General features: G+C 35.9%; 27 protein-coding genes. 19 read left to right on the top strand and 8 right to left on the bottom strand.

What is annotated here, in order from left to right:
* Window positions 1-153 precede the first annotated feature (153 nt).
* The 16 genes from DKG77_RS06865 (at window position 154) to DKG77_RS06790 (ending at window position 12,020) form a co-directional block, all read left to right on the top strand.
* Entirely contained in the window at window positions 154-1,143 is a 990-nt protein-coding gene (locus DKG77_RS06865; protein ID WP_109661576.1) for an alpha/beta hydrolase, read from the top strand.
* A 149-nt stretch (window positions 1,144-1,292) separates the two neighbouring features.
* The gene (locus DKG77_RS06860) at window positions 1,293-1,595 is read left to right on the top strand and encodes an antibiotic biosynthesis monooxygenase family protein (RefSeq protein WP_109661574.1); all 303 of its coding nucleotides are present in this window, start codon (window positions 1,293-1,295) and stop codon (window positions 1,593-1,595) included.
* Between the two features lie 242 nt (window positions 1,596-1,837).
* Entirely contained in the window at window positions 1,838-2,278 is a 441-nt protein-coding gene (locus DKG77_RS06855; protein WP_109661572.1) for an SRPBCC domain-containing protein, read from the top strand.
* A gap of 26 nt (window positions 2,279-2,304) precedes the next feature.
* A complete protein-coding gene (locus tag DKG77_RS06850; RefSeq protein ID WP_109661571.1) occupies window positions 2,305-2,676 on the top strand; it encodes a DUF2200 domain-containing protein in 372 nt (123 codons plus the stop codon).
* A 183-nt stretch (window positions 2,677-2,859) separates the two neighbouring features.
* Window positions 2,860-3,333, top strand: a complete 474-nt coding sequence (locus tag DKG77_RS06845) for a DUF1572 family protein (RefSeq protein WP_109661569.1) — start codon at window positions 2,860-2,862, stop codon at window positions 3,331-3,333.
* Window positions 3,334-3,714: 381 nt separating this feature from the next.
* The gene (locus DKG77_RS06840; RefSeq protein WP_109661567.1) at window positions 3,715-4,203 is read left to right on the top strand and encodes a DinB family protein; all 489 of its coding nucleotides are present in this window, start codon (window positions 3,715-3,717) and stop codon (window positions 4,201-4,203) included.
* Between the two features lie 221 nt (window positions 4,204-4,424).
* A complete protein-coding gene (locus tag DKG77_RS06835) occupies window positions 4,425-4,919 on the top strand; it encodes a hypothetical protein (RefSeq protein ID WP_109661565.1) in 495 nt (164 codons plus the stop codon).
* 341 nt (window positions 4,920-5,260) lie between these two features.
* Window positions 5,261-5,671: an EthD family reductase gene (locus tag DKG77_RS06830; RefSeq protein ID WP_109661564.1), complete on the top strand. Its 411-nt coding sequence runs from the start codon at window positions 5,261-5,263 to the stop codon at window positions 5,669-5,671.
* Window positions 5,672-5,765: 94 nt separating this feature from the next.
* Window positions 5,766-6,521, top strand: coding sequence for a hypothetical protein (locus DKG77_RS06825; protein ID WP_207785444.1), 756 nt, complete (start codon window positions 5,766-5,768; stop codon window positions 6,519-6,521).
* A gap of 26 nt (window positions 6,522-6,547) precedes the next feature.
* Window positions 6,548-7,615: a ribosome small subunit-dependent GTPase A gene (rsgA, locus tag DKG77_RS06820; RefSeq protein ID WP_109661562.1), complete on the top strand. Its 1,068-nt coding sequence runs from the start codon at window positions 6,548-6,550 to the stop codon at window positions 7,613-7,615.
* Window positions 7,616-7,627: 12 nt separating this feature from the next.
* Entirely contained in the window at window positions 7,628-8,050 is a 423-nt protein-coding gene (locus DKG77_RS06815) for an SRPBCC domain-containing protein (protein WP_109661560.1), read from the top strand.
* Window positions 8,051-8,168: 118 nt separating this feature from the next.
* On the top strand, window positions 8,169-9,437 hold the full coding sequence (locus tag DKG77_RS06810) for an MFS transporter (RefSeq protein ID WP_109661558.1): 1,269 nt from the start codon (window positions 8,169-8,171) through the stop codon (window positions 9,435-9,437).
* 52 nt (window positions 9,438-9,489) lie between these two features.
* Window positions 9,490-10,503: a metallophosphoesterase family protein gene (locus DKG77_RS06805; RefSeq protein ID WP_109661556.1), complete on the top strand. Its 1,014-nt coding sequence runs from the start codon at window positions 9,490-9,492 to the stop codon at window positions 10,501-10,503.
* 33 nt (window positions 10,504-10,536) lie between these two features.
* Complete coding sequence (locus DKG77_RS06800) at window positions 10,537-11,085, top strand: DUF7010 family protein (protein ID WP_109661554.1); 549 nt, start codon at window positions 10,537-10,539, stop codon at window positions 11,083-11,085.
* A gap of 8 nt (window positions 11,086-11,093) precedes the next feature.
* Window positions 11,094-11,717, top strand: coding sequence for a Crp/Fnr family transcriptional regulator (locus tag DKG77_RS06795; protein ID WP_109661552.1), 624 nt, complete (start codon window positions 11,094-11,096; stop codon window positions 11,715-11,717).
* A 63-nt stretch (window positions 11,718-11,780) separates the two neighbouring features.
* The gene (locus tag DKG77_RS06790) at window positions 11,781-12,020 is read left to right on the top strand and encodes a hexameric tyrosine-coordinated heme protein (protein ID WP_109661550.1); all 240 of its coding nucleotides are present in this window, start codon (window positions 11,781-11,783) and stop codon (window positions 12,018-12,020) included.
* A gap of 22 nt (window positions 12,021-12,042) precedes the next feature.
* On the opposite strand, the gene DKG77_RS06785 is transcribed toward DKG77_RS06790, so the two are convergent.
* Window positions 12,043-12,228 carry a hypothetical protein gene (locus DKG77_RS06785; protein ID WP_133248426.1) on the bottom strand — a complete coding sequence of 62 codons (186 nt, stop codon included), beginning with the start codon at window positions 12,226-12,228 and terminating at the stop codon, window positions 12,043-12,045.
* A gap of 65 nt (window positions 12,229-12,293) precedes the next feature.
* Entirely contained in the window at window positions 12,294-13,652 is a 1,359-nt protein-coding gene (locus DKG77_RS06780) for a UDP-N-acetylmuramate--L-alanine ligase (protein ID WP_109661547.1), read from the bottom strand.
* Window positions 13,653-13,748: 96 nt separating this feature from the next.
* Here DKG77_RS06780 and DKG77_RS06775 point away from each other — a divergent pair, with 96 nt between their 5' ends.
* The 3 genes from DKG77_RS06775 (at window position 13,749) to DKG77_RS06765 (ending at window position 15,319) form a co-directional block, all read left to right on the top strand.
* Entirely contained in the window at window positions 13,749-14,060 is a 312-nt protein-coding gene (locus DKG77_RS06775; protein WP_109661545.1) for a cupin domain-containing protein, read from the top strand.
* Between the two features lie 2 nt (window positions 14,061-14,062).
* Window positions 14,063-14,848, top strand: a complete 786-nt coding sequence (locus DKG77_RS06770) for an SDR family oxidoreductase (RefSeq protein WP_109661543.1) — start codon at window positions 14,063-14,065, stop codon at window positions 14,846-14,848.
* A 96-nt stretch (window positions 14,849-14,944) separates the two neighbouring features.
* Window positions 14,945-15,319 carry a DoxX family membrane protein gene (locus tag DKG77_RS06765; protein WP_109661542.1) on the top strand — a complete coding sequence of 125 codons (375 nt, stop codon included), beginning with the start codon at window positions 14,945-14,947 and terminating at the stop codon, window positions 15,317-15,319.
* Window positions 15,320-15,380: 61 nt separating this feature from the next.
* Here DKG77_RS06765 and DKG77_RS06760 read toward each other — a convergent pair whose 3' ends face one another.
* From DKG77_RS06760 to DKG77_RS06735, 6 genes are all read right to left on the bottom strand, one after another.
* Window positions 15,381-16,106 carry a LytR/AlgR family response regulator transcription factor gene (locus DKG77_RS06760; RefSeq protein ID WP_109661540.1) on the bottom strand — a complete coding sequence of 242 codons (726 nt, stop codon included), beginning with the start codon at window positions 16,104-16,106 and terminating at the stop codon, window positions 15,381-15,383.
* Window positions 16,103-17,161 (bottom strand): sensor histidine kinase, encoded by a 1,059-nt coding sequence (locus DKG77_RS06755; RefSeq protein WP_109661538.1) that lies wholly within the window; start codon window positions 17,159-17,161, stop codon window positions 16,103-16,105. Before DKG77_RS06755 ends, DKG77_RS06760 begins: the two co-directional genes overlap by 4 nt.
* Window positions 17,162-17,210: 49 nt before the next feature.
* Window positions 17,211-17,543: a hypothetical protein gene (locus DKG77_RS06750; RefSeq protein WP_109661536.1), complete on the bottom strand. Its 333-nt coding sequence runs from the start codon at window positions 17,541-17,543 to the stop codon at window positions 17,211-17,213.
* 35 nt (window positions 17,544-17,578) lie between these two features.
* Window positions 17,579-17,782, bottom strand: a complete 204-nt coding sequence (locus DKG77_RS06745) for a hypothetical protein (protein WP_109661534.1) — start codon at window positions 17,780-17,782, stop codon at window positions 17,579-17,581.
* Window positions 17,783-18,037: 255 nt separating this feature from the next.
* Complete coding sequence (locus tag DKG77_RS06740; RefSeq protein ID WP_109661532.1) at window positions 18,038-20,068, bottom strand: S9 family peptidase; 2,031 nt, start codon at window positions 20,066-20,068, stop codon at window positions 18,038-18,040.
* Between the two features lie 162 nt (window positions 20,069-20,230).
* Window positions 20,231-20,755: a DUF4136 domain-containing protein gene (locus DKG77_RS06735; RefSeq protein WP_109661530.1), complete on the bottom strand. Its 525-nt coding sequence runs from the start codon at window positions 20,753-20,755 to the stop codon at window positions 20,231-20,233.
* Window positions 20,756-20,764 lie beyond the last annotated feature (9 nt).

Genomic DNA, 20,764 nt, shown 5'->3' with positions numbered 1-20,764 from the left:
AATTTATTGATTATCAATGCATTTAAAAACATCATGGAATCTGGGGCTTAGTATCAAATTGTGTGAAAGCCACTAATGCCAACAACCTCGCTATTAATTTATAGTGTAACAAACCTGTTATCCCATGGTCTCTAAAGTGTAAACTTTAGCAAAATGAAAATCACTACTATCCAGAGACCATTAAAAATGATTGTTCTTCTCACAATTTCAATATTTTTTGTTGAGAGGAGTGATGCGCAATCAAATCCAAACAAGTATATATTAAATCAATGGTTTTTATCTACGGGCAATTGGGAAAAGGATCCCCAGATTTATGTAAGGGAGATAGGTAATGGAAATGAACCCGTTATAATGCTTCATGGCGGTTGGGGAGCCGAGCACAGCGGACTGATAAATGCAATAAAAGGACTTGAAAATGAATACAGGTTCATCTTCTACGAACAACGAGGCTCGCTACGTTCACCATTTCCAGATTCCTTGATCACTTTTAGGCAACATGTTAATGACCTTGAGTTGTTGAGGCAAGAGCTAGATCTTGATAAAATGACCATCGTTGGCCATTCTATGGGGGCTGTTTTAGCCTCGGCCTATGCTTCACAGTACCCTCAACATATTAAAAAACTTGTATTAATAAGCCCTGCTCATCTTAAAGAACCTTTTCCTGAAGAAGATAAAGATATCCAACATCAACAATATTTGGCCAATAAGAAATTCCAAAACAGAATTGAAATAACTCAAGAATTTCAGAAATACAATCTCACTGCAGATCGTTCCTCTTTTAATTCAAAAGAAGAAACTATTAAATCCCGAATTAACTTTGGTAAGTTAATGCTCTATGATATTTCAAAATGGACAGAATTGGACAATGGAAAGGCATTATATAAAGGAAAAGTTTACGATTTAACTGCAAGAACTTATCCCAAAGGCGGTTGGAACTACTATGCCGAATTTAAAAAACAAAAGTATCCCATTAGCATTATAATTGGAGATCATGATTGGTTGGACTTTGGCAATAATTTATATAAAAAATGGAATAAAGAGGTGCCAAGAATTAAAATGGCAAGTATTAGAAATGCAGGACATATGCCATGGATTGACCAATCCGTGGAGTTGACCAAACAACTAAAAATACATTTAAAGTAAACTGTTGCAGACACCTTGTATAGTTCATTGCCCTAGTTCACTTAATGGGTAAATCTTGGTTGCTGAACAATAGGTTCTTCACATTTTGCTATCTTATTACGGTAAAATCATACACGAACGCCCTTGTAGGTTCAATTAAAACACAATAAATGATTATTCGAATTTTTAAAGCAAATATTCCAAAAAACCTTCATGATGAATTTGAAGTTAAATTCAAGGAAATTTCAGTTCCTATAGTCAATAACTATGAAGGATTTATTTCTCTTGAAATTGCAAGACCTACCAAATGGAATTCTAATGAATTTATTATGATATCAAGATGGGAAAAAGAGGGTGATTTAATAAATTTCGCAGGAGACAGATGGAATGAAGCCCATATACCCAAAGGAATGGAGAAATACATTGAAAAATGTTCGGTTAGCCATTATGAAAATATTGCTATACCATTATAAGATTGGTACTTAATCATTAAAAAAAAACCAAACCTAACATTCGGTTTCCCTTTGCTAAATGAGTTGTGGTAGACTCACAGCCACCATATAGCAAACATTGAAAAAATACCAGCGGCCGTTCAAGCCATGCAGTCGCCATCTCCACTCTTGAACAATTTTCCCTTAACAGCTTCTCAGCACGACCGCAATTTCGCTCAAAATAATCTTATATTTAAGATATTCAATAACTAAAGGAATTTGATATGAAACTAGAATCTAATGGGACTCTACAAATTCAAAAACCGATAAATGAAGTTTTTGAAGGGATTGTAAATCCAGAGAAAATGACCAAATATTTCATTTCTGAAAGTAGTGGAAAATTGGAAACTGGAAAGAACGTGATTTGGAAATTCCCTGAATTTCCTGATAAGTTTCCCATCAAGGATATTAAAATTGAAACCAATCGTTCAATTTCATTTGTTTGGGACCCTGATACGGTTGTAACTATAACATTAGAAGCTTTACCAGACAATAGCACCTTAGTAAAAGTGAATGAAAATGGAAAGGAGTTTAATGAGGATAACCTAAAATGGGTTTTAGAAAATACGGCGGGATGGGCAAATTTCCTTGCTTGTATGAAAGCCTTTTTAGAATATGGAATCCAACTTCGTAAAGGAGCATTTGAATTTATGAGAAAAAAATAAAGCCAAGAAGATAAAACTATGCCAAAATGAAAACCACTCCAGAACACAATGAACGCATTGCAAAAATGACCTTTGCTTCAGTATATCCTCATTATTTATCAAAAGTGGAAAATAAAGGAAGGACAAAAGATGAACTTCATCAGGTAATTGAGTGGTTGACCGGTTATGACGAAGTAAAAATGCAAGAATTTATTGATGACAAAGCAACGTTCAAAATATTCTTTCAAAAAGCAAAATTAAATCAAAATGCCTACCTAATTAAAGGGGTTATATGCGGTTATAGAATTGAGGAAATAGACAATCCATTAACTCAACAAGTTCGGTTTTTAGACAAATTAGTTGATGAATTGGCGAAAGGTAGAAAAATGGAGAAAATTTTACGTGAAGAAAAAAAATAAAACTGGTGCTAACAATAGCTATACGCAGCTCTTAGCCAGTAGCTAAGGTTATTAATATACCAAGACCTTAGGCATAATGATAAAAACAAAGTTCAATTCTAAACCAAAAAGTTAGCGAGTAGAAATCTGCTGCCACCCATATACCGGGTCGTTGGGAGAAATATGACCAAACTGTTATAATAAATGAAAAAAACAGAAGAATTAGCCAATCGATTTAGAGAAATAATCTTATACGGAACTTGGGTAGCGAACACAAACTATAAAGACCAGTTGGAAAACTTAAATTGGAAAATCGCGACATCAAACATTGATTCACTAAATACAATTTCAATATTGGCCCAACATGTTCATTACTATACCAACGGAATCAAAAATGTATTTAATGGAGGGAATCTTGAAATAAGAGATAAATACAGTTTTGCTTTTCCTGAAATTAAATCACAAAATGAATGGAAAATATTCCTGACTAAATTTTGGGAAGATGCAGAAAGTCTAGCAAAATTTATAGAGAAGTTACCTGATGAAAAATTAAATCAAAACTTTGTAGATGCCAAATACGGAACCTATCAGAGAAATATTGATGGATTGATTGAACACAGTTATTATCACCTTGGACAAATTGTATTAATAAAGAAGATCATATTAACGAACAAATAAATACTGTATACAATAATGGCTGCCTGTGGCTCTTTGCCAGCTTGCTGGCAACACTACTCGTCATTGCTGGGAGGGTTTTATGTGTAAGCTTAAAAATCAATCCAATTAGAGATTTGTTAGAAGGTGTTGAAATGACACATTATCTATCAATGATGCAATTAAATTTGGGAAAATGACTGCATACAAGGAACCTAAAGATATCTAGAAAGTATAGGCGAGTGCTATACTACGGAACAGAACCATCTGCAACAGGGTTTAAAAATAATCTTAAATTAGATACGTAATCCAAGAAGCTTGCAATTTCGTTTGCTCTGATTTTCCTTTGAAATACTTGCAAACAAATCTGCACTGTTCTTATCCGCAGTGGAAGCATATATTAGAATGAGATCTTTGATCCAAAATATTATTCAACAATATGAAGAAGTCCAAAATGGAAAATTATGGATAGGTAGCACATTTACCAGTAAACTAAATCAAGTAGATGAAAGCATGGTTTTTAAAAGACCTATTATAGGTTTGCACAGCATTGCAGAAATAATTTCTCATTTAACTTTGTGGAGAAAAGAGACGATCTTGAAAATTCAGACAGGTGAGGGGAGCAAAACGGATGATTGCGAGGAAAACTGGTTGACTAATGACAAATTGGAATTAATGGGTTGGCAACATATCAAATCTGAATATTACAAAACTCTGACCAAATTGATTGATTTATTACAATTAAAAGATGATGAGTTTCTGAATGAAGAATATTATGATACAGATTTTAAGGGCAATTATAAATACAGTTTTGTAATTTACGGAATGCTCCATCACGATATTTATCATTTAGGACAACTGGGGATAATCATAAAATATTTAAAAGAGGGATAATTCACGACTCAATTAAAACTGAAATTGAAGTAATACACACCTAATTTGTTTTTCCTAACCATGTAATTGTAAAATTTTTATTGAACCGTACCTAAATAGTTAAAGCAACTAAGCTCAAAAAAACAGAATCCATACTTTTATATCAATGCACACCTAGGATAGGGCCTTGGCAAAAAAAAGAATGACTTGATTAAAATAGGAATACTTATATATTTGGTTGTATGAACGGTTTTAAGTTTGTAAAAAATTATAGTCTTTCATTAACGGGATTAATAATATCAATTGTAATCCTACTACTATCCACTATTAATAATTTAGACATATTTGAAAGTGTTGTGGACTTTTTGAGTCTTATGGAAAGATATGAGATCGACGAGTTCATCATTCCACTTTTTGTTTTCTTGGTGTTTACGTGTCTTGACTTGCTTAAAAGACAAAAACAAAATAAAATCAATCAAGAAAAACTTTCAATATATAAAGCCATGCTTTCTTCGTCTCATCATGTAATAAATAACTTCTTGAATCAAATGCAGATTTTTAAAATCACGGCAGAAGACACTCCTGAATTTGATCCGGATATTTTAAAGCTTTATGAGGAAATTATAGAAAAAGCCTCTGAACAAATTGATAGTTTAGGGAGTATTACATCCATCAATGAAGAATCGATCTTCCAATCTGTCGCCCCTAAAGCTTCATCAAACACAATCAACAAATAAGCCCACTATGTGCTAATATATTTGAGAATAAGGTCCTGTGCACAACAACCCATTAGTTAACAATGTTTATCAGCGGTTCTGAACATCCTATTTAATTTCTACGTCTTCCTTCTTTTGTTAACTTAAATTCACAAATTGCTAAGCACACACAAACATTTCAGGAAAAATATCTGCGGTCATTCAATCCATAAGGCATGCCAGATCACTCCCATTTATCATAAATAATGTATTTTCAGTAATCAATAAGCGGTCATAAGAATCACTGCCCAGTACAGTTTTGTAATTGTTATGCCTTTGCCATTAAAAAACATCATCTTTTAACATTATTAAATTTCAACAAAATGAAAACCAAAATCACCCTCTTAGTGCTTGCTGTCGTTACAATTCTTGCCAGCTGCCAGCATAGTGCGTCAGCAGATTCTTCAAAAATTAAGAAGGGTATAATCAAAGTGACGATACTATATCCGAACAGTGAAGGGAAAACATTCGACATGGACTACTATTCCAATAAGCATATGCCAATGGTTGCAAATTTGTTGGGCGATTCATTAAAACTGCTCTCCATTGACAAGGGAATAGCCGGCCGGGCACCAGAAGAACCGATTCCATATTTGGCCATTGGATATTTGTACTTTGATAAACTTTCAGACTATCAAAATTCTTTTGGACCCAATGCGGAAAAAATTGTTGGCGACATCCCCAACTATACCAATATTCAGCCAGTTGTTCAAATAAGCGAGGTATTTCAATAATCGCGAAAGGGTTAACGCAGTAGAGGCCACGACCACAGTAATGAGCAATTACTTGTTCTCAGCTAAGCGCATTAAACTTTAACAAGGGTAAAAAATGAGACCTAAAATTGGCATATTAACATTCTTAGCCTTTCTAATTTCGATCTATGCAATGAGCCAAAACAGCATTGTGGTCAATATTCCTGCTGCAGATTCAGAGTCAGAGTATATTTGGAGAACAATACAGGACATTAAATTCTTTGAGGAGAAAAACTATCAAGTTAATCTTCCGGAGGGTTCGTTAATAGATGATTTAAAGGTTAAATCCAAATCAGGAGAACTTACAAATGAAGATTACGAAAGATTAAAAGTGTTTGTTCAAGATAGCGTCTATGATAAAACTGACTACCAAAAAGGGTATCAAAAAATAGAAAACCAACTTGAACTGATCAACAAAATGATTGATGAAATAAATCAATCAAACTTCAACTGGAATTTCAAAACATTCAAAACATATAAGGTGAACCTCACCATGTATGGGCCAGGAGGAAGTTATAATCCAGATGAGGGATCATTATTGATTTTGACTAACCCCTTAGGCGGGTTTAGAAATTATGATAATCCGGCCAACACCATTATTCATGAAATAACTCATATTGGCATTGAAGATTCGATTATTACTAAATATAAAATTCCCCATGCATTGAAAGAACGTATTGTGGACACTTTTGTATTTTTAAATTTCAATACGTACTTGCCAGATTATCGAATTCAAGATATGGGAGATAAAAGAACGGACCAATATCTTAAAACAAAAGAAGACTTGAAGAATCTGGACAACTTTGTAAAACTCATCGCACAAGAAAACTAATAACTCAGTTACCTATAATTATTAAAATGACGTTGCAAGATTTAGGATATACCATTGCCTTAGAAGAATATGCAAAAGAACATAACATCAATTCCTTTGATGTGGGTCGTGTTATATTGGAACACAAAGACAGATATGTCGTTAAAACGGAGGCCGGAGAACTAGATGCCGAACTAATTGGTAATCTTAGATTTACTGCAGAAAGCAGGTACGATTTGCCAGCTGTTGGCGATTGGGTGGCTATCTCTGAATACGACGAGAATAAAGCGCTCATACATGCGGTTTACCCAAGACACTCCATATTAGAGCGGCAGGCCGTTGGCAAATCTGCAGAGATTCAAATAATTGCAACAAATATTGATTATGGTTTAATTGTTCAATCTGTAAACAGAGATTTTAGCATTAATCGTTTACAACGGTATTTAACCATTTGCAATACTGCCAAAGTAACCCCCATTATTGTTTTAAGTAAAATTGACTTAATAAGCGAACAAACCTTAAGTTCGTTTCTTGATGAAATAAAAGCACGAATCAAAGAAGTTCCGGTTTTTGCAATTAGCAATCAGTCTCTTGTCGGATTAGATGAAGTAAAAGCGATTATCCAAAAAGGAAAGACTTACTGTTTGCTAGGTTCCTCCGGCGTAGGCAAATCAACACTCTTAAACCAACTTACAGGAAAAGAACTTATGGATACCCGGTCTATAAGCGAACGTATTGACAGAGGAAAACATGTTACTACACATAGAGAATTAATTGTTTTGGAGAAAGGTGGAATCCTAATAGACAATCCTGGAATGAGAGAAATTGGCATTACCAATACTTCCGCAGGACTTGAAATTACATTTGATGAAATCATTGAATTGGCGCAGCGCTGTAAATTTAACAACTGCACACACTCGAATGAGGATGGTTGTGCCATACTTGACGCCGTTGAAAGTGGAGAGATTGATGAAGATTCCTATGCTAATTTTCAAAAAATGGAAAAAGAAAGAGCCTTTTTTGAATCCAGTGTTGCTGAGAAGAAAAAAAAGGACAAGAACCTAGGAAAAATGATCAGAGAAGTCAAAAAACAACGAAAACAAAATAAATTCTGAGTACAGCTATTTATGAAAAGTGTCTTCTGGAAAATACATTTAAAATCTTCTCCCGAAGTAGTTTTTGGTTTTCTTTCCACAGCAAGTGGACGGGAAAAATTTTGGGCTGAAAAAGCCCCAGAGATAGATGGAATCATCCTCTTTTCTTTTCCAAATCGCGAATCTTATGAAGGTAAAATCCTGGAGTCCAATACAAACAGGGTGTTTTGCCTGGATTATTTCAATTCTAAAGTCATGTTTAGCCTAGAACCTTCCAAAAACAATGGAACAGATTTAACCCTAACCAATGAAGGTGTCCCTGAAGATGAGTTTTTAGAAGTATATTCCGGTTGGGTATCTGTTTTGATGAATCTTAAAGCGGCAGCTGACTTTCAAATTGATCTAAGAAATCATGACCCTGACAAAACCTGGAATGAAAAGTATATTGACAATTAAAAATCAAAACATTTTACAATCCAATTTACAGGGCAAGCCTCCCAAATATTTTTAACTAATCTTGAAACCTTATCTTTAAGCATTAGCAACCAACAGATAGTTTTTTAGCCTAAGCTGCATGCAACAAAAGAAAGCTCCATGGTATTACCTCCTTCTACTTATTTTAGCTGGTGAGACCGTTTTTATACTTCCATTTGTACTTTCCCGCGTATTTAGACCCACCGTACTTGATGTATTTGGGTTGGACAACGTACAGCTCGGCCTGTGTTTTTCTGTTTATGGTATTGTAGCTTTGGCATCATATCTTGTAGGTGGGCCTTTGGCCGATAAATATCCTCCAAGGAAATTAATTGCCGTAGCACTTTGGATGACAGCTTTAGGAGGATTGGTCTACTCCACTTTCCCCAGTTATACCGTTTTAAAAATTCTCTATGGCTATTGGGGTTTTACCACCATTTTTTTGTTCTGGGCCCCAATGATCAAGGCCACAAGGGTTTGGGGAGGATCAAACGCACAAGGCAAAGCTTTTGGGTTTTTAGATGGGGGGCGTGGTTTGGTAGGTGCATTGTTCGGTGCCATGGGCGTTCTAATTTTCTCCTTGTTCATTACTTCTATAATTGCTGAGGCTTCAGTCTCAGAGAGCAGGGATGCCTTTAGGTATGTAATTTTGGTCTCGGCAGCAATTGCAGTCCTGGTAGGGTTTCTTGTCTGGTTCTTCATGAAAATGGGCCATAACGCAGAACAAGCCATTATTTTGGAGAAAATATCTGCTTCCCAAATCAAAGAAGTACTCAAGCTTCCTTCAGTCTTACTGCTAATGGTTATTATTCTTTGCGCTTATGTAGGTTACAAAATTACAGATGTGTTTTCACTATACGCACAGGATGTTATGCTTTATGATCAGGTAAAATCCGCACAAGTTGGCACGTTCCTGCTGTTTATACGCCCTGTAATAGGAGTTGTCATTGGAATTCTGGCCGATCGCTCAAGAACCACATATTGGTTGGTGGTGAGTTTTATACTCTCATTTTTTGGCGCCCTATTATTTGCAACAGGAATTATTTCTGTGTCGACAACAGCTCTGTTTTTTATATCTATACTAATTGTGGCAGCAGGGGTTTATGCCGCACGTTCTCTTTATTTTGCCGTAATGGAAAGAGGTGAAATACCTTTAGTACTTACCGGAACTGCTGTTGGTCTTATTTCCATCATAGGGTATACTCCAGATATTTTTGCTGGCCCTGCTATGGGTTATTTGCTTGACAGTTCTCCGGGGGTGGAAGGACATCAACATGTCTTTTGGATGCTTGCCGCATTTTCATTGGTAGGCGGTATGGCTGCTTGGTTCTATTTTCGTTTGTACAGTAAAGAGAAAAAATTGAGATGATCATTTTCAAAATATATTTTGATGTTTTACATTGTTTTAAAATCTAAAAACCATGAATTATAATTCAAAGAATATCTTAAAGTTTAGATTTTCGAACCTATTGGTTCTACTCCTCCTTATTTCTGCATGCAAAGAAAAATCAACAGCGACAGAGAAAAAAGAAGTCCTTTTTGTTTCCGATGTAGCAAGCGAACCAAAACCTTGGACTTCCGAAAATTTTGAAGCCACTGAAGACGATTTCACTTTTGCCATAATTTCCGATTTAAATGGAGGTGAGCGTGAAGGCGTCTACAGTACAGCAGTTTCTCAATTAAATAGACTAGACCCAACTTTTGTGCTTAGTGTGGGAGACTTGATTGATGGTGGCACAGAAGATTCTTTGCAATTGGCAAAGGAATGGGATTCCTTTGATGAGAGAACTTCAAAATTAAACATGCCCTTCTTTTATTTGGGTGGAAATCATGATTTGACAAATCCTAAAATGAGGGAATTTTGGAAAAATAGATTTGGTCCCCGCTATTACCATTTTTTATATGATGATGTGTTGTTCTTAATGATGGATTCGGAAGACTATGAAGAAAAAAGGATGTTAGAAATTTATCATGCCAGAGCAGAAGCAATTAAGATTATAAACGGTGAAATTGAAGGTGTTTACGAAGAATCCGAATATTTTGACATGGCCGAGCGCAGAATCGGTGGAATGAGCAACAATCAGTTTGACTACTTTAAAACAGTTTTGGAAAAATACCCAAATGTAAAATGGACTTTTGTGCTCATGCACAAGCCACTTTGGATGAGAGAAGATGAAAAAGGACTGGGTAGTCTTGAAGCATTAATGACTAACCGACCGTACACTGTAATCAATGGGCATTTTCATTCCTTCTCCCATCGCAAAAGAAAGGGTAGGGATTATACTATTTTAGGCACCACCGGAGGCGGTCAACACAAGGGGGATTCCCTATCTTTTGACCATGTTACTTTAGTAAGAATGTCTAAAGAACCTATAATCACACATTTAAAAATGGAGGGTATTTTAGATGAGACCGGCAATCTGCCAAAACAATAATTCTTTTACCAGTTCCATTAAAACCAATTAAGAATGAACTTTACAGAAGCACAGGAAGATATGCGTGCCTCCTACTTTGGAGGCGGCCCGGGTGTTTTGGCATCAGGAGTTGTTTGGCTTACGTCTGGTATTGTCTCCATCTCTAACACAGAACATATAGGTGTTTTGGTATTCTTTATCGGAGGAATGTTTATACACCCTTTAGGGATTTTGTTGTCAAAGCTTTTAAAACGCTCCGGACAACATAAAAAAGGAAATCCATTATCAACTTTCGCGTTGGAAAGCACCTTTTTACTGTTCATTGGATTGTTTATTGCCTATTCCGTAATGTACATTCGTCCAAATTGGTTTTTTCCAATAATGATGCTCATTATAGGCGGACGGTATTTGCTATTTTCATCAATTTATGGAATGCGACTTTACTGGGTTTTGGGGTCAATACTAGCCCTATCGGGAGTTCTTGGTTTCTTTTTTAATTCATCCTTCTATTTATTTGGACTCGTAGGAGGAACAATTGAAATACTCTTTTCATTTGTAATTATTGCTCTAGAAAAAAAGAATACCAATACTAGCCTGAATTAAGAATCAATATGAAAGCATCTTTTTTGGTTGACTGTTTTCCAAACCTTGAAAAAGAACTCGTTTCAGAAATAGAGCGCTATTCCACTGTTAAAAATTTTGAACCTAAAGAATACGTGGTAAAAGAGGGAGAGTTTATACGATCATTGCCCATTGTGCTGAACGGAAGCATAAGGGTATACAGTACAGAAGATGCGGTACAGTTTCTATTGTACTACATTTCATCAGGGGCGTCCTGTATTTACAGTTTTGCACATACCTTCAACAGTGAACCTGTAGAATTTTCAGCTATAACAGAGGTGAAAAGTACTTTAATGCTCCTTCCTTTGGAAAGAGTTCGTTTATGGTTAAAAAAGTATCCATCTTTTGCTGGTATAGTGCTAAATGATTATCAAAAACATTACAAAGACCTATTGCATACCACAAAACAGGTTATTTGTTACAATCTTGAAGGTAGACTGATAGACTATTTAAAAACCAAAGCAGAAATAGAACAGTCCAATCTTCTAAATATTTCCCATCAAGAAATTGCTGATAATCTGGGTACCTCCAGAGAAGTCATAACCCGTGTCATGAAAAAACTAAGCAACAATCAAGAAGTGCAACAGATAGGGCGAAAAATAAAAGTGCTGTAAAGTAGCATATGTCACTGTTTTTATGTTGCATTACCAATAGTTTTATGCCCAAATTATAAAAACATGTCAGAACAATTTCAATTAATTCCCGGTAACTCATTAAAAACGAATTCACCCGAAGATGGAAGGGCACTAGCGGTTAAGATTGCTAGATTAACCATAAAAATTACCCAGCCAGATGCTAAAACCAGAGAAAAATTACGCCCAGTATATGCCAATGATGCTTCAATGCTAATTGCTATTGGTCAAACGGTTGCCATGGAATTTGCAACCATTGCAAAAGCCAATAATTATTGGAAATAGTTAGGAAATAAAATCAGCTGTATTAGAGGTTTTCATCTTCGTCTTGGATTTCTTGCAATTCAACTTTGTTATAGGAATCATTGATCATTCTGTCCTCCTCTAAGATAACATTGGAGATTCCCAGCATAAATGAAACCAACACTATGGAAGCAAAACGTTGAAGTTTGCTATATACCCTTTTAATAGAAAAATGTTGTTGTTGCTTCACCCAGATTTTATGACAATTATTGTTCCACACCTATATGTGCTGACAAAATTGCTTTATAAACAGCCCTATTGTTGGAAAATGGCTCTTACCCTATCAAAATCCAATCCTCCATAGTTGCCAGAACTCATCAGTAAAAGAGAGGTATCATCAAAATTTTGGGCAAAAAGATACTCTTGAAAAACATTGGAATCGGTAAAAATCTGCACATCGTCCCTGTTCAGGGCCTCAGCAATTTGATTTGCCGTTACTTCCTCCAATTGCTTGATCTTTACCGCATCTGGTGAATAGAAGACCACGGCTTCATCCGCTGCATCTAAAGCTCCATCATATTCTTTTAAGAATTCCGCATTGAGACTGCTATAGGTGTGCAGTTCAAGACAGGCAATCAATTTTCTTTGAGCATATTGTTCTTTTACCGCCAGAGTAGTAGCTTTTACTTTACTGGGAGAGTGTGCAAAATCCTTGAAGGCTACTTTCCCGGGACCCTCTGCAATTTTTTCCATCCGCTTGGAAGCTCCTTTGAAAGAAGCTATTGCCTCATAAAAATCATCCTCATCTACCCCCATGTTCTGGCATATCCATTTTGCTCCAGCCAGATTGTTCAAATTGTGCTTTCCAAAAACAGCAATTGGCATATCACCCTCAGGTGTATCTAGCAATGTTTCCCCATCCTCTACCCTATAATTTGGTGTTTTATATGGAAACTTACGAATTGAATTTTCCGTTGCCTCCACTACTTTTTTCACTTCCAAATCCTCTTTATTATAGGTAATACTACCCCCACGAACAATGCTATCAACAAAAATCTTGAACTGCTCCACATAGTTTTCAAAAGTGGGAAATACATTGATATGGTCCCAAGCAATGCCGCTCAACAGGGCTATATTTGGTTTGTAAAGGTGAAATTTTGGCCTTCTATCTATTGGGGATGACAAATATTCATCACCTTCCAATACTATAAAATCATTTTCTTCAGTAAGATGAACCATTCGGTTAAATCCTTCTAACTGTGCACCTACCATATAGTCAACTGCAATGTCATGATAATGCAGAACATGCAAAATCATTGAAGTAATAGTTGTCTTACCGTGGCTTCCCCCAATAACAACCCTTGTTTTGTATTTGGATTGCTCATATAAAAACTCGGGATATGAATAAATTTTAACTCCAAGATCTTGGGCTTTTAGCAGCTCAGGATTATCTGGTTTGGCATGCATTCCTAAAATTACAGCATCCAATTGATCGTGAATTTTCTCTGGATACCAGCCAAACTCTTCTGGTAACAAACCTTTTTCCTTTAAACGGCCTTTAGAAGGTTCAAAGATAACATCATCGCTTCCGGTAATCTCATACCCTTTATGTTCCAATGCCAAGGCAAGATTATGCATAGCACTACCACCAATTGCTATAAAATGGATTTTCATTTAAACAGTTTAAAAGTCAAAAATAGACATTGACATAGCCAATACAAACAAACCTTTGATCTTATTAATCTTTATCTTAGACCAAAATTAGATGTAATGAACTTATCAGAAATTCAATCCAAAGAAATCATGCCGGGCTATCATGGAAAAATGGTTCACGGAGAAACCATGACCTGGGTTTTTTGGGATGTTGAAAAAGACGCCAAAGTACCTCAACACAATCATGTGCATGAGCAAATTATGCATGTTTTAGCAGGTGATTTTGAATTTACTGTTGGTGGAAAAACGGACGTCTATCATTCGGGGGATGTAGTAGTAATCCCTTCTAATGTACCGCATGGCGGAAAAGCTTTGACCCCTTGCAAATTGATGGATGTTTTTAGCCCCGCGAGAGAAGAATACAAATAGTTATGAATATATCCTTATTAGGTAAAAATGCATTGGTTGGCGGCAGCAGTAAAGGTATTGGTGAAGCTATTGCAAGGCAATTGGCCAGCAGCGGGGCCAATGTAACTCTCATGGCAAGAAACGAAACCAATATGAAAGCCATTGTTTCGGAACTTTCATTAGATCAAGGGCAAAAGCATCAATATTTGGTTGTTGACTTTTCAAACTTTGAGGCTTTTAAAAAAGCCATTACCACGTTTTTTGAACAAAATACCATTGATATTTTAGTGAACAATACCCAAGGTCCCCAAGCAGGAGGTGCATTGGAAAAAAAAGTGGAGGACTATCAAAAGGCGTTCGATTTTCTTTTTAAGTCCGTTGTTTTAACAACCGAGCTTGCACTCAAAGGCATGCAGAAAAAGAAATGGGGCAGAATCATAAATGTAGCTTCCATTTCCGTTAAAGAGCCTCTTAATTATTTGGCACTATCCAATTCTATAAGAGCGGCAGTGGTAACCTGGGCAAAAAGTCTCGCTTTTGATGTTGCCAAAGATGGAATTACCGTAAACAATGTTCTTACTGGTTACTTTGATACGGACAGAATTGCGCAACTTAATGTCACCAAAGCAGAAAAAATGGGAATAACACCTGGAGAGGTTCGTTTGAGCATGGAAGCGCAAGTGCCCATGAAACGTATTGGAAGACCAGAGGAATATGGTTTTTTAGTGGCTTTCCTAGCGTCTCAACAGTCAGCCTATATTACGGGTACCAATATTCCTATTGACGGTGGGCTACTAAAATCTTTTTGAACCAAAACATTTTAAAAAACTAAGCAGTTTACCTAATAAATTATTGAATTCGTAATTTTTGGTTAATTTTATTGCTTAACCAATAAATTAACTCACATGAATTCAAAAGTTTTTCTAGTCGCACGTATTCTTCTTGGGCTATTTGTCCTAGTATTTGGCTTAAACAAATTCTTTGGTTTTATCCCATTTGGAGAAATGCCCGAAGCGGCAATGAACTATTTTGGTGCACTGTCTTCAACCCACACCTTAAAAATTGTTGGTGTTATAGAGATATTGGCGGGACTAGCATTTATACTAAACAAATATGGCGCTCTAATGGCACTTATTCTAATGAGTGTATCTGTAAACGCCGTTTTGTTTCATGCCACTTTAGCACCTGCTGATATTGGCGGGGCATTGGCATTGATTATTTTAAATATAGTTGTCCTTCTAGGCTACAAGGATAGGTATAAAGATATCCTACGAGCTTAAACTCAAACAAAAAAGCCCTCTTATAAATAGGAGGGCTTTTTAAATAATGCTCGTTTTTTGATTATAAGCTCATCTTGTCTTTAAAAATATACGACTGTCTTCTAGACACCTCAATTTCCTCACCATTTTTCATTTTAAGCTTTAGTTTGCCATTAAACCATGGCACTACGTTTTCTATAAAATTGGTGTTAACAATTTGTTGTCTATTTGCCCTAAAAAAAGATTGTAAGGGCAGTTTTTCCTCCACTTGATTAAGGGACTTGTATAATAGTGGCTTTTTCTCTTCAAAAAATACACGCGTATAGTTCCCCACAATTTCAAAATGAGAAATACTTCCAACTTTTACCAACCAACAAGATTCCCCATCTTTAATAAATATTTGACTGTTTTCTGTTAGCCTCTGTGTAGCTTCGGTCTCTTCAGTATTACTGCTCAATTGCGCCTTTACTTTTTCCAGGGCCATTGTAAAACGCTTTTCGTTTATTGGCTTTAGTAAATAATCCAATGCATTATACTCAAAAGACTTAATGGCATATTCATCAAAAGCGGTGGTAAAAACGGTCATTGGCACCTCATCTAACATTTCAAGGAGTTCAAAACCATCTTTTTCTGGCATATTTATATCTAAAAAAAGTAAGTCGGGGTTTTCTTTTTGTATGAGCTCAAATCCTTTATCTACATTTTCCGCTTCCCCAATGAGCTCGATTTCTTCATGTTTTTTGATAAGCTCCTTTAATTCGTTTCGAGCTAATCTAGAATCCTCAACAATTACAGCTTTAATCTTCATGCTAGAGGAATTTTTATATGCGCCACAACTTCGCTCGATACTTCTTTCAAACTAAATGAAGCTTTGTCCGCATATAGTAATTTTAGTCTTTGTCGAATGTTTTTTAGCCCCAGCTGGGTCGTATTTTTGCCTATTTGAAGTTTTCCAGTGTTTCTTACTTGAATTACCAATAGTTCTCCCTCTCGTTTTATGCTCAAAACAATTCTTCCCCCCTGTTTTAAGTTTGAAATTCCGTGTTTTGTAGCATTTTCCACTAATAGTTGTACAACCATGGGCGGAATATTTAATGTTAGCGTATCATCATCTATTTCTTCAACAAATTCCAATCGATCTTCCAATTGGATTTTTGAAAGATCTATGTAATTGCGCACCATCTCCAATTCTTCCTGCACTGTTATGGCATTTATGTTATTCTTAGTAAGGGAATATCTCAGAATCTCAGATAATTTTGTAAGCATTTCTCTGGACTTATCTACATCTTCCAACATTAAGCCTCTTATATTATTGAGGCTATTGAACATAAAGTGCGGATTAATTTGACCTTTCAAGGTGTTAAGCTGTGCTTGTTTAAGATTGGTGTTGAGTTCCAGACGTTCAATTCTATCTTTGTTCAGCTTTAAGAGAAGTTTTACCACCAGATACGTAGTGGTCCACGCTCCAACTATAAAAAGTGAATTCAACACTTGAATCCAAATTTTATCGTAATTATTGAACATCTGTATTTCAACATCAGTTAATTCAGGGCCATATTTTGCGTAGATATACCCAAAACCGTAATTCATTGCTCCAAACAGTATTGCAGTTACAAGAAAGGACACCATGATTTTTAGGAATTCCTTAAAGCCAAAGGCATCAAACTGAATATTTCTTTTGAGATACCAGCGGAGTATTGAGGTAGTTGAAATACCAATAAACATTCCAACTATAATTGAATAAATTATCAGTTCCGCACTTATCTTCTTAAGAACAAAAAGGGAAAGCATATTGATAAACCCCCATCCTAGAATTTGAAGTATCCAAAAAGTGTATTTACTTTTTTTATTGGTCAATTTCATTTTTAGCAATCAATAATGTTTCAAATATAGTTCTTTGCAATTTTGCTGTCTATCTAAAAAAGTGATGGGCCGCACTGCCCATACCAAAACCAAGGGTCAATAAAATTGTAACAAAAAGTACGGTGAGCATTGTGGTTTTAAAAGAGTTATACTTGGAAGTTCTCTTTGCATATGGGCCTAAAACCATTTTCTTAGCTGTTTTACTAATCATATTTACACCATAAACCTGAGAACTATCAAATAAGGCATAAACCAGTCCAAGAGCAATCATGAAATGAGGTATTGCATCAAAAAAACCATTAGGACGATATAGTTGCACGTAACCAAGGATCATGAAACACATTGCAGCAATTAACTCTGAAATTTTTTTATTTCCTTTCATTATCAAAAGTTTGCCATTAGACGTACTTTAACAACTTATGCCTGGCTTTGCTTTTTGAAGATTTTGAGGCACCTTCTGTCCGTTTTCAGAAAAGCAACCCATGTAAGTGATACCCCTGTGTAAAAGAATATGAAATAATCGTCATATTCCCAACCTGCGAACTTTCCATAAATCCCAATAACCGATCCTATTATTCCTGAAATCAGTACTATCTTTTGTGAAGTGTCTAATTTTTTCATTGTTGTATATTAAAGATTAAACCTATTGGTTGATTAGATAAAAATGTTGACTAATAAAGTGATAATTAATTTTGCTAACGCTATCATGTTCTTGGATTGTAATTGTTTACACAGCTAAAATACCCAACAAGTCTGTTGGAAAGAAGTGGATTATGACCAGTGGTAAAATTGAAAGCGTGAACGGTATTTTAAGTTTTAGACCATAAAAAAAGGAGCTTTTTAAGCTCCTTTTTACCTCAAATACAAATATTATATCTAGTCTTTTAAAGGTGTTGGTATTTCTTGCTTTCCTAAATGCTTGGAATAAAACCCCATCATGGCCTTATAAAGTTGAATTCTGTTTTCTTCTTTACCAAATCCATGTCCTTCGTCATATTTGACCATGTAGGGCACATCGTAACCTTTCCCCCTTAGCGCGCTTACAATCTGATCAGACTCATCTATATTTACTCTTGGGTCATTGGCACCTTGCACTACAAACAATGGTTTTTTGATTTTATCTATTTGATAGACGGGTGAGACTTCTTCCATAATTGCTTTCTCTTCTGCCACATCCTCATCATACCAGATTTCCTTGATAATCTTTAAATAAGGTTTCCAATAAGGGGGTATGGTCTTCATAAAAGTGAAAAGATTGGAAACTCCTACATAATCCACTCCGCAAGCATATAAATCGGGTGTTTTGGTCAAACCTCTCAAAACAGCATATCCGCCATGACTTCCTCCATATATTGCAGCCTTATCTGCATCTACCCAACCTTGGTCAATAACATACTGTAGACCATCCTCTACATCATCCATGGCCTTTCTACCAATCTGTTTAAATCCAGATTCCAAAAATTCTCTTCCATAGCCCCCAGAGATTCTAAAGTTTACCTGGAGTGTTGCATACCCTCGACTGGCAAACAATTGCGCCTCTGAATTAAAGCCCCATGAATCACGTATTCCTTGCGGGCCTCCATGAGGATTTACGATCACCGGGACTTTTTCTCCTGCCAACGCTGCTTTTGGCAAGGTAATATACCCATGCAATGTTATGCCGTCTCTACTTTTAAAGGTAATAGGTCGCATTTCTGACATATCTTCCTCCTTAAGCTGAGGCATGGTATTGTAAAGCTCCATAAGTTCATTTTTCTGAACATTGTACGCATAGTACACTCCGTACAAACGATCACTATCTACATAAACCATATAGAGGTTCTCATCGTCCGTGCTATCCAAAACACTGTATTGTTTCCCTGGAAGTTCTTCCTTAATTTTATTGTCCAATTTTTTATAAGCATCGCTAATAGGCACAACAATGCTCTTCTCCCCTTCATAAGAGAAATAATCTATTTCATAATTTCTTTTTCTTGAAAGCCCCATATTCTGAACATCATACTGATCATTGATGAAGACCTGTTCAATCACCTTATCTGCCATTAAATCGTACAGCACGATCTCTGCCTTATCACTGTTTAAATTGGAGATGACATAGGCATCATGAGGGTTGTCCGAGGTGTAGTTAAAATCAAGAATATTGAAGGAATCTTTCCAGTTTAGTTTTTTTATGACCCTATAACCTCCATTTCCATCTTCATAATAGATGTCTTGCTCAACACCATCACGTATTTTGGCAAACGCTTTAAGGTTACCATCTTTATCAAAATTATAACCAGCAATTGGGTTCGCCGCATCTTCGTTAGAGTACAGTTGTGTTAATTGCCCTGTATTAAGGTTTACTTTGTAAGGCTCAAAAACTTGTGGATTGTTTTTGTTCAAGGTCACAATAATATGGTCCTTATCTTCTTTGAGCAGTTCTGTGAACTGAGCCCTTACTCCATCAAAAGGAGTAAGATCTTTTTGATTTCCACCGTCTAAGTCCACTGCGTAAATATGGTAATTTTCATCACCACCTTTATCCATGGAATAGAACAATCTTTCATTATTTACCCATCCATAAATTCTAACAAGTTCATCTTTTTCCTCAATCGCTCTTTTTATTTCATTGGTCTCAAGGTTTTTTACGTAGATATGCCTTTTACCTTCTTCATTACTTTCTCTGTATGACAAGTATTTCCCATCGGGTGAAAACCTAAAAGTAAAAGCCTTTGGGTTTGCAAAGTAGTCTTCCACTGTGTATCTATAATCTCCTTCATCTAAAGATGCCAGGGAAATCAATTCGTCATCTGAGCTCACCAAACTTGGATTTCCAGGAACAGTTTTTTCTTGGGCATGTGAGGTAGTCCCCAATAGTAAAAACAAGGCAATACCACAGGCCGTTTTAAAATTGAATGTTGTTTTCATAAGTGTGAATTAATAGTTTTTGATTGAAAATTGAAGCTAATCTTCTAAATAAGACTCTTTTAGAAAGTATTTGTTACATTTTTTTCAATCAAAAATAGGTTGGAACATATACCTAGGAAAACGAAATATGATAAACGGTGGATAAGCTTTGGGCAACGGATGTTACCTCTGTTCTGGCGGAAATTTGGCAAACACTTTTTTTATGACAGCTCTTAATCTTTCCTCTCTTACACTGGGAGAAGCATTTTCTCTAAAACCACTTTCGCTTGAAGCCTGCCAAAATAACTGATCTTTCTCTGCATCTACAAAATCGAACTGAATTCGCCGCTGAATACCCGAGTTACCTAAAGGCAATCCCACAGAAACTCCCCCACCTACATTTCTGCCTGTTCCTCCAATACCAACTCCTACAGCGTTGTTTGGACTGCTTCTGTATTCATTACTAAGTATGTTGATAAAAAAATCAGGTTCCTCAGCTAAAAGATAGCCTTTCGATTGTAGGGTTGAATCAAGAGCATTCATCAATCTTTTTTCATCCAGTTGACTTAAGCCAGATTCAATATCTGAAAAATAGTTGTAGCTGGTGTAATTAGAGAAATTTGTGCCCTTATCGTAGTCATAATTAACCCGAACTCCACTACAGGATAACAGCGAGAACAACAACAGTATGAAGAAAAGGTATCGCATTAGTTATTG

It is taken from the genome of Flagellimonas aquimarina, from assembly GCF_003149745.1.
Lineage (GTDB): Bacteria > Bacteroidota > Bacteroidia > Flavobacteriales > Flavobacteriaceae > Flagellimonas > Flagellimonas aquimarina.
The sequence above is the reverse complement of the archived record's forward strand: the minus strand, read 5'-3'. Positions and strand labels throughout refer to the sequence as shown.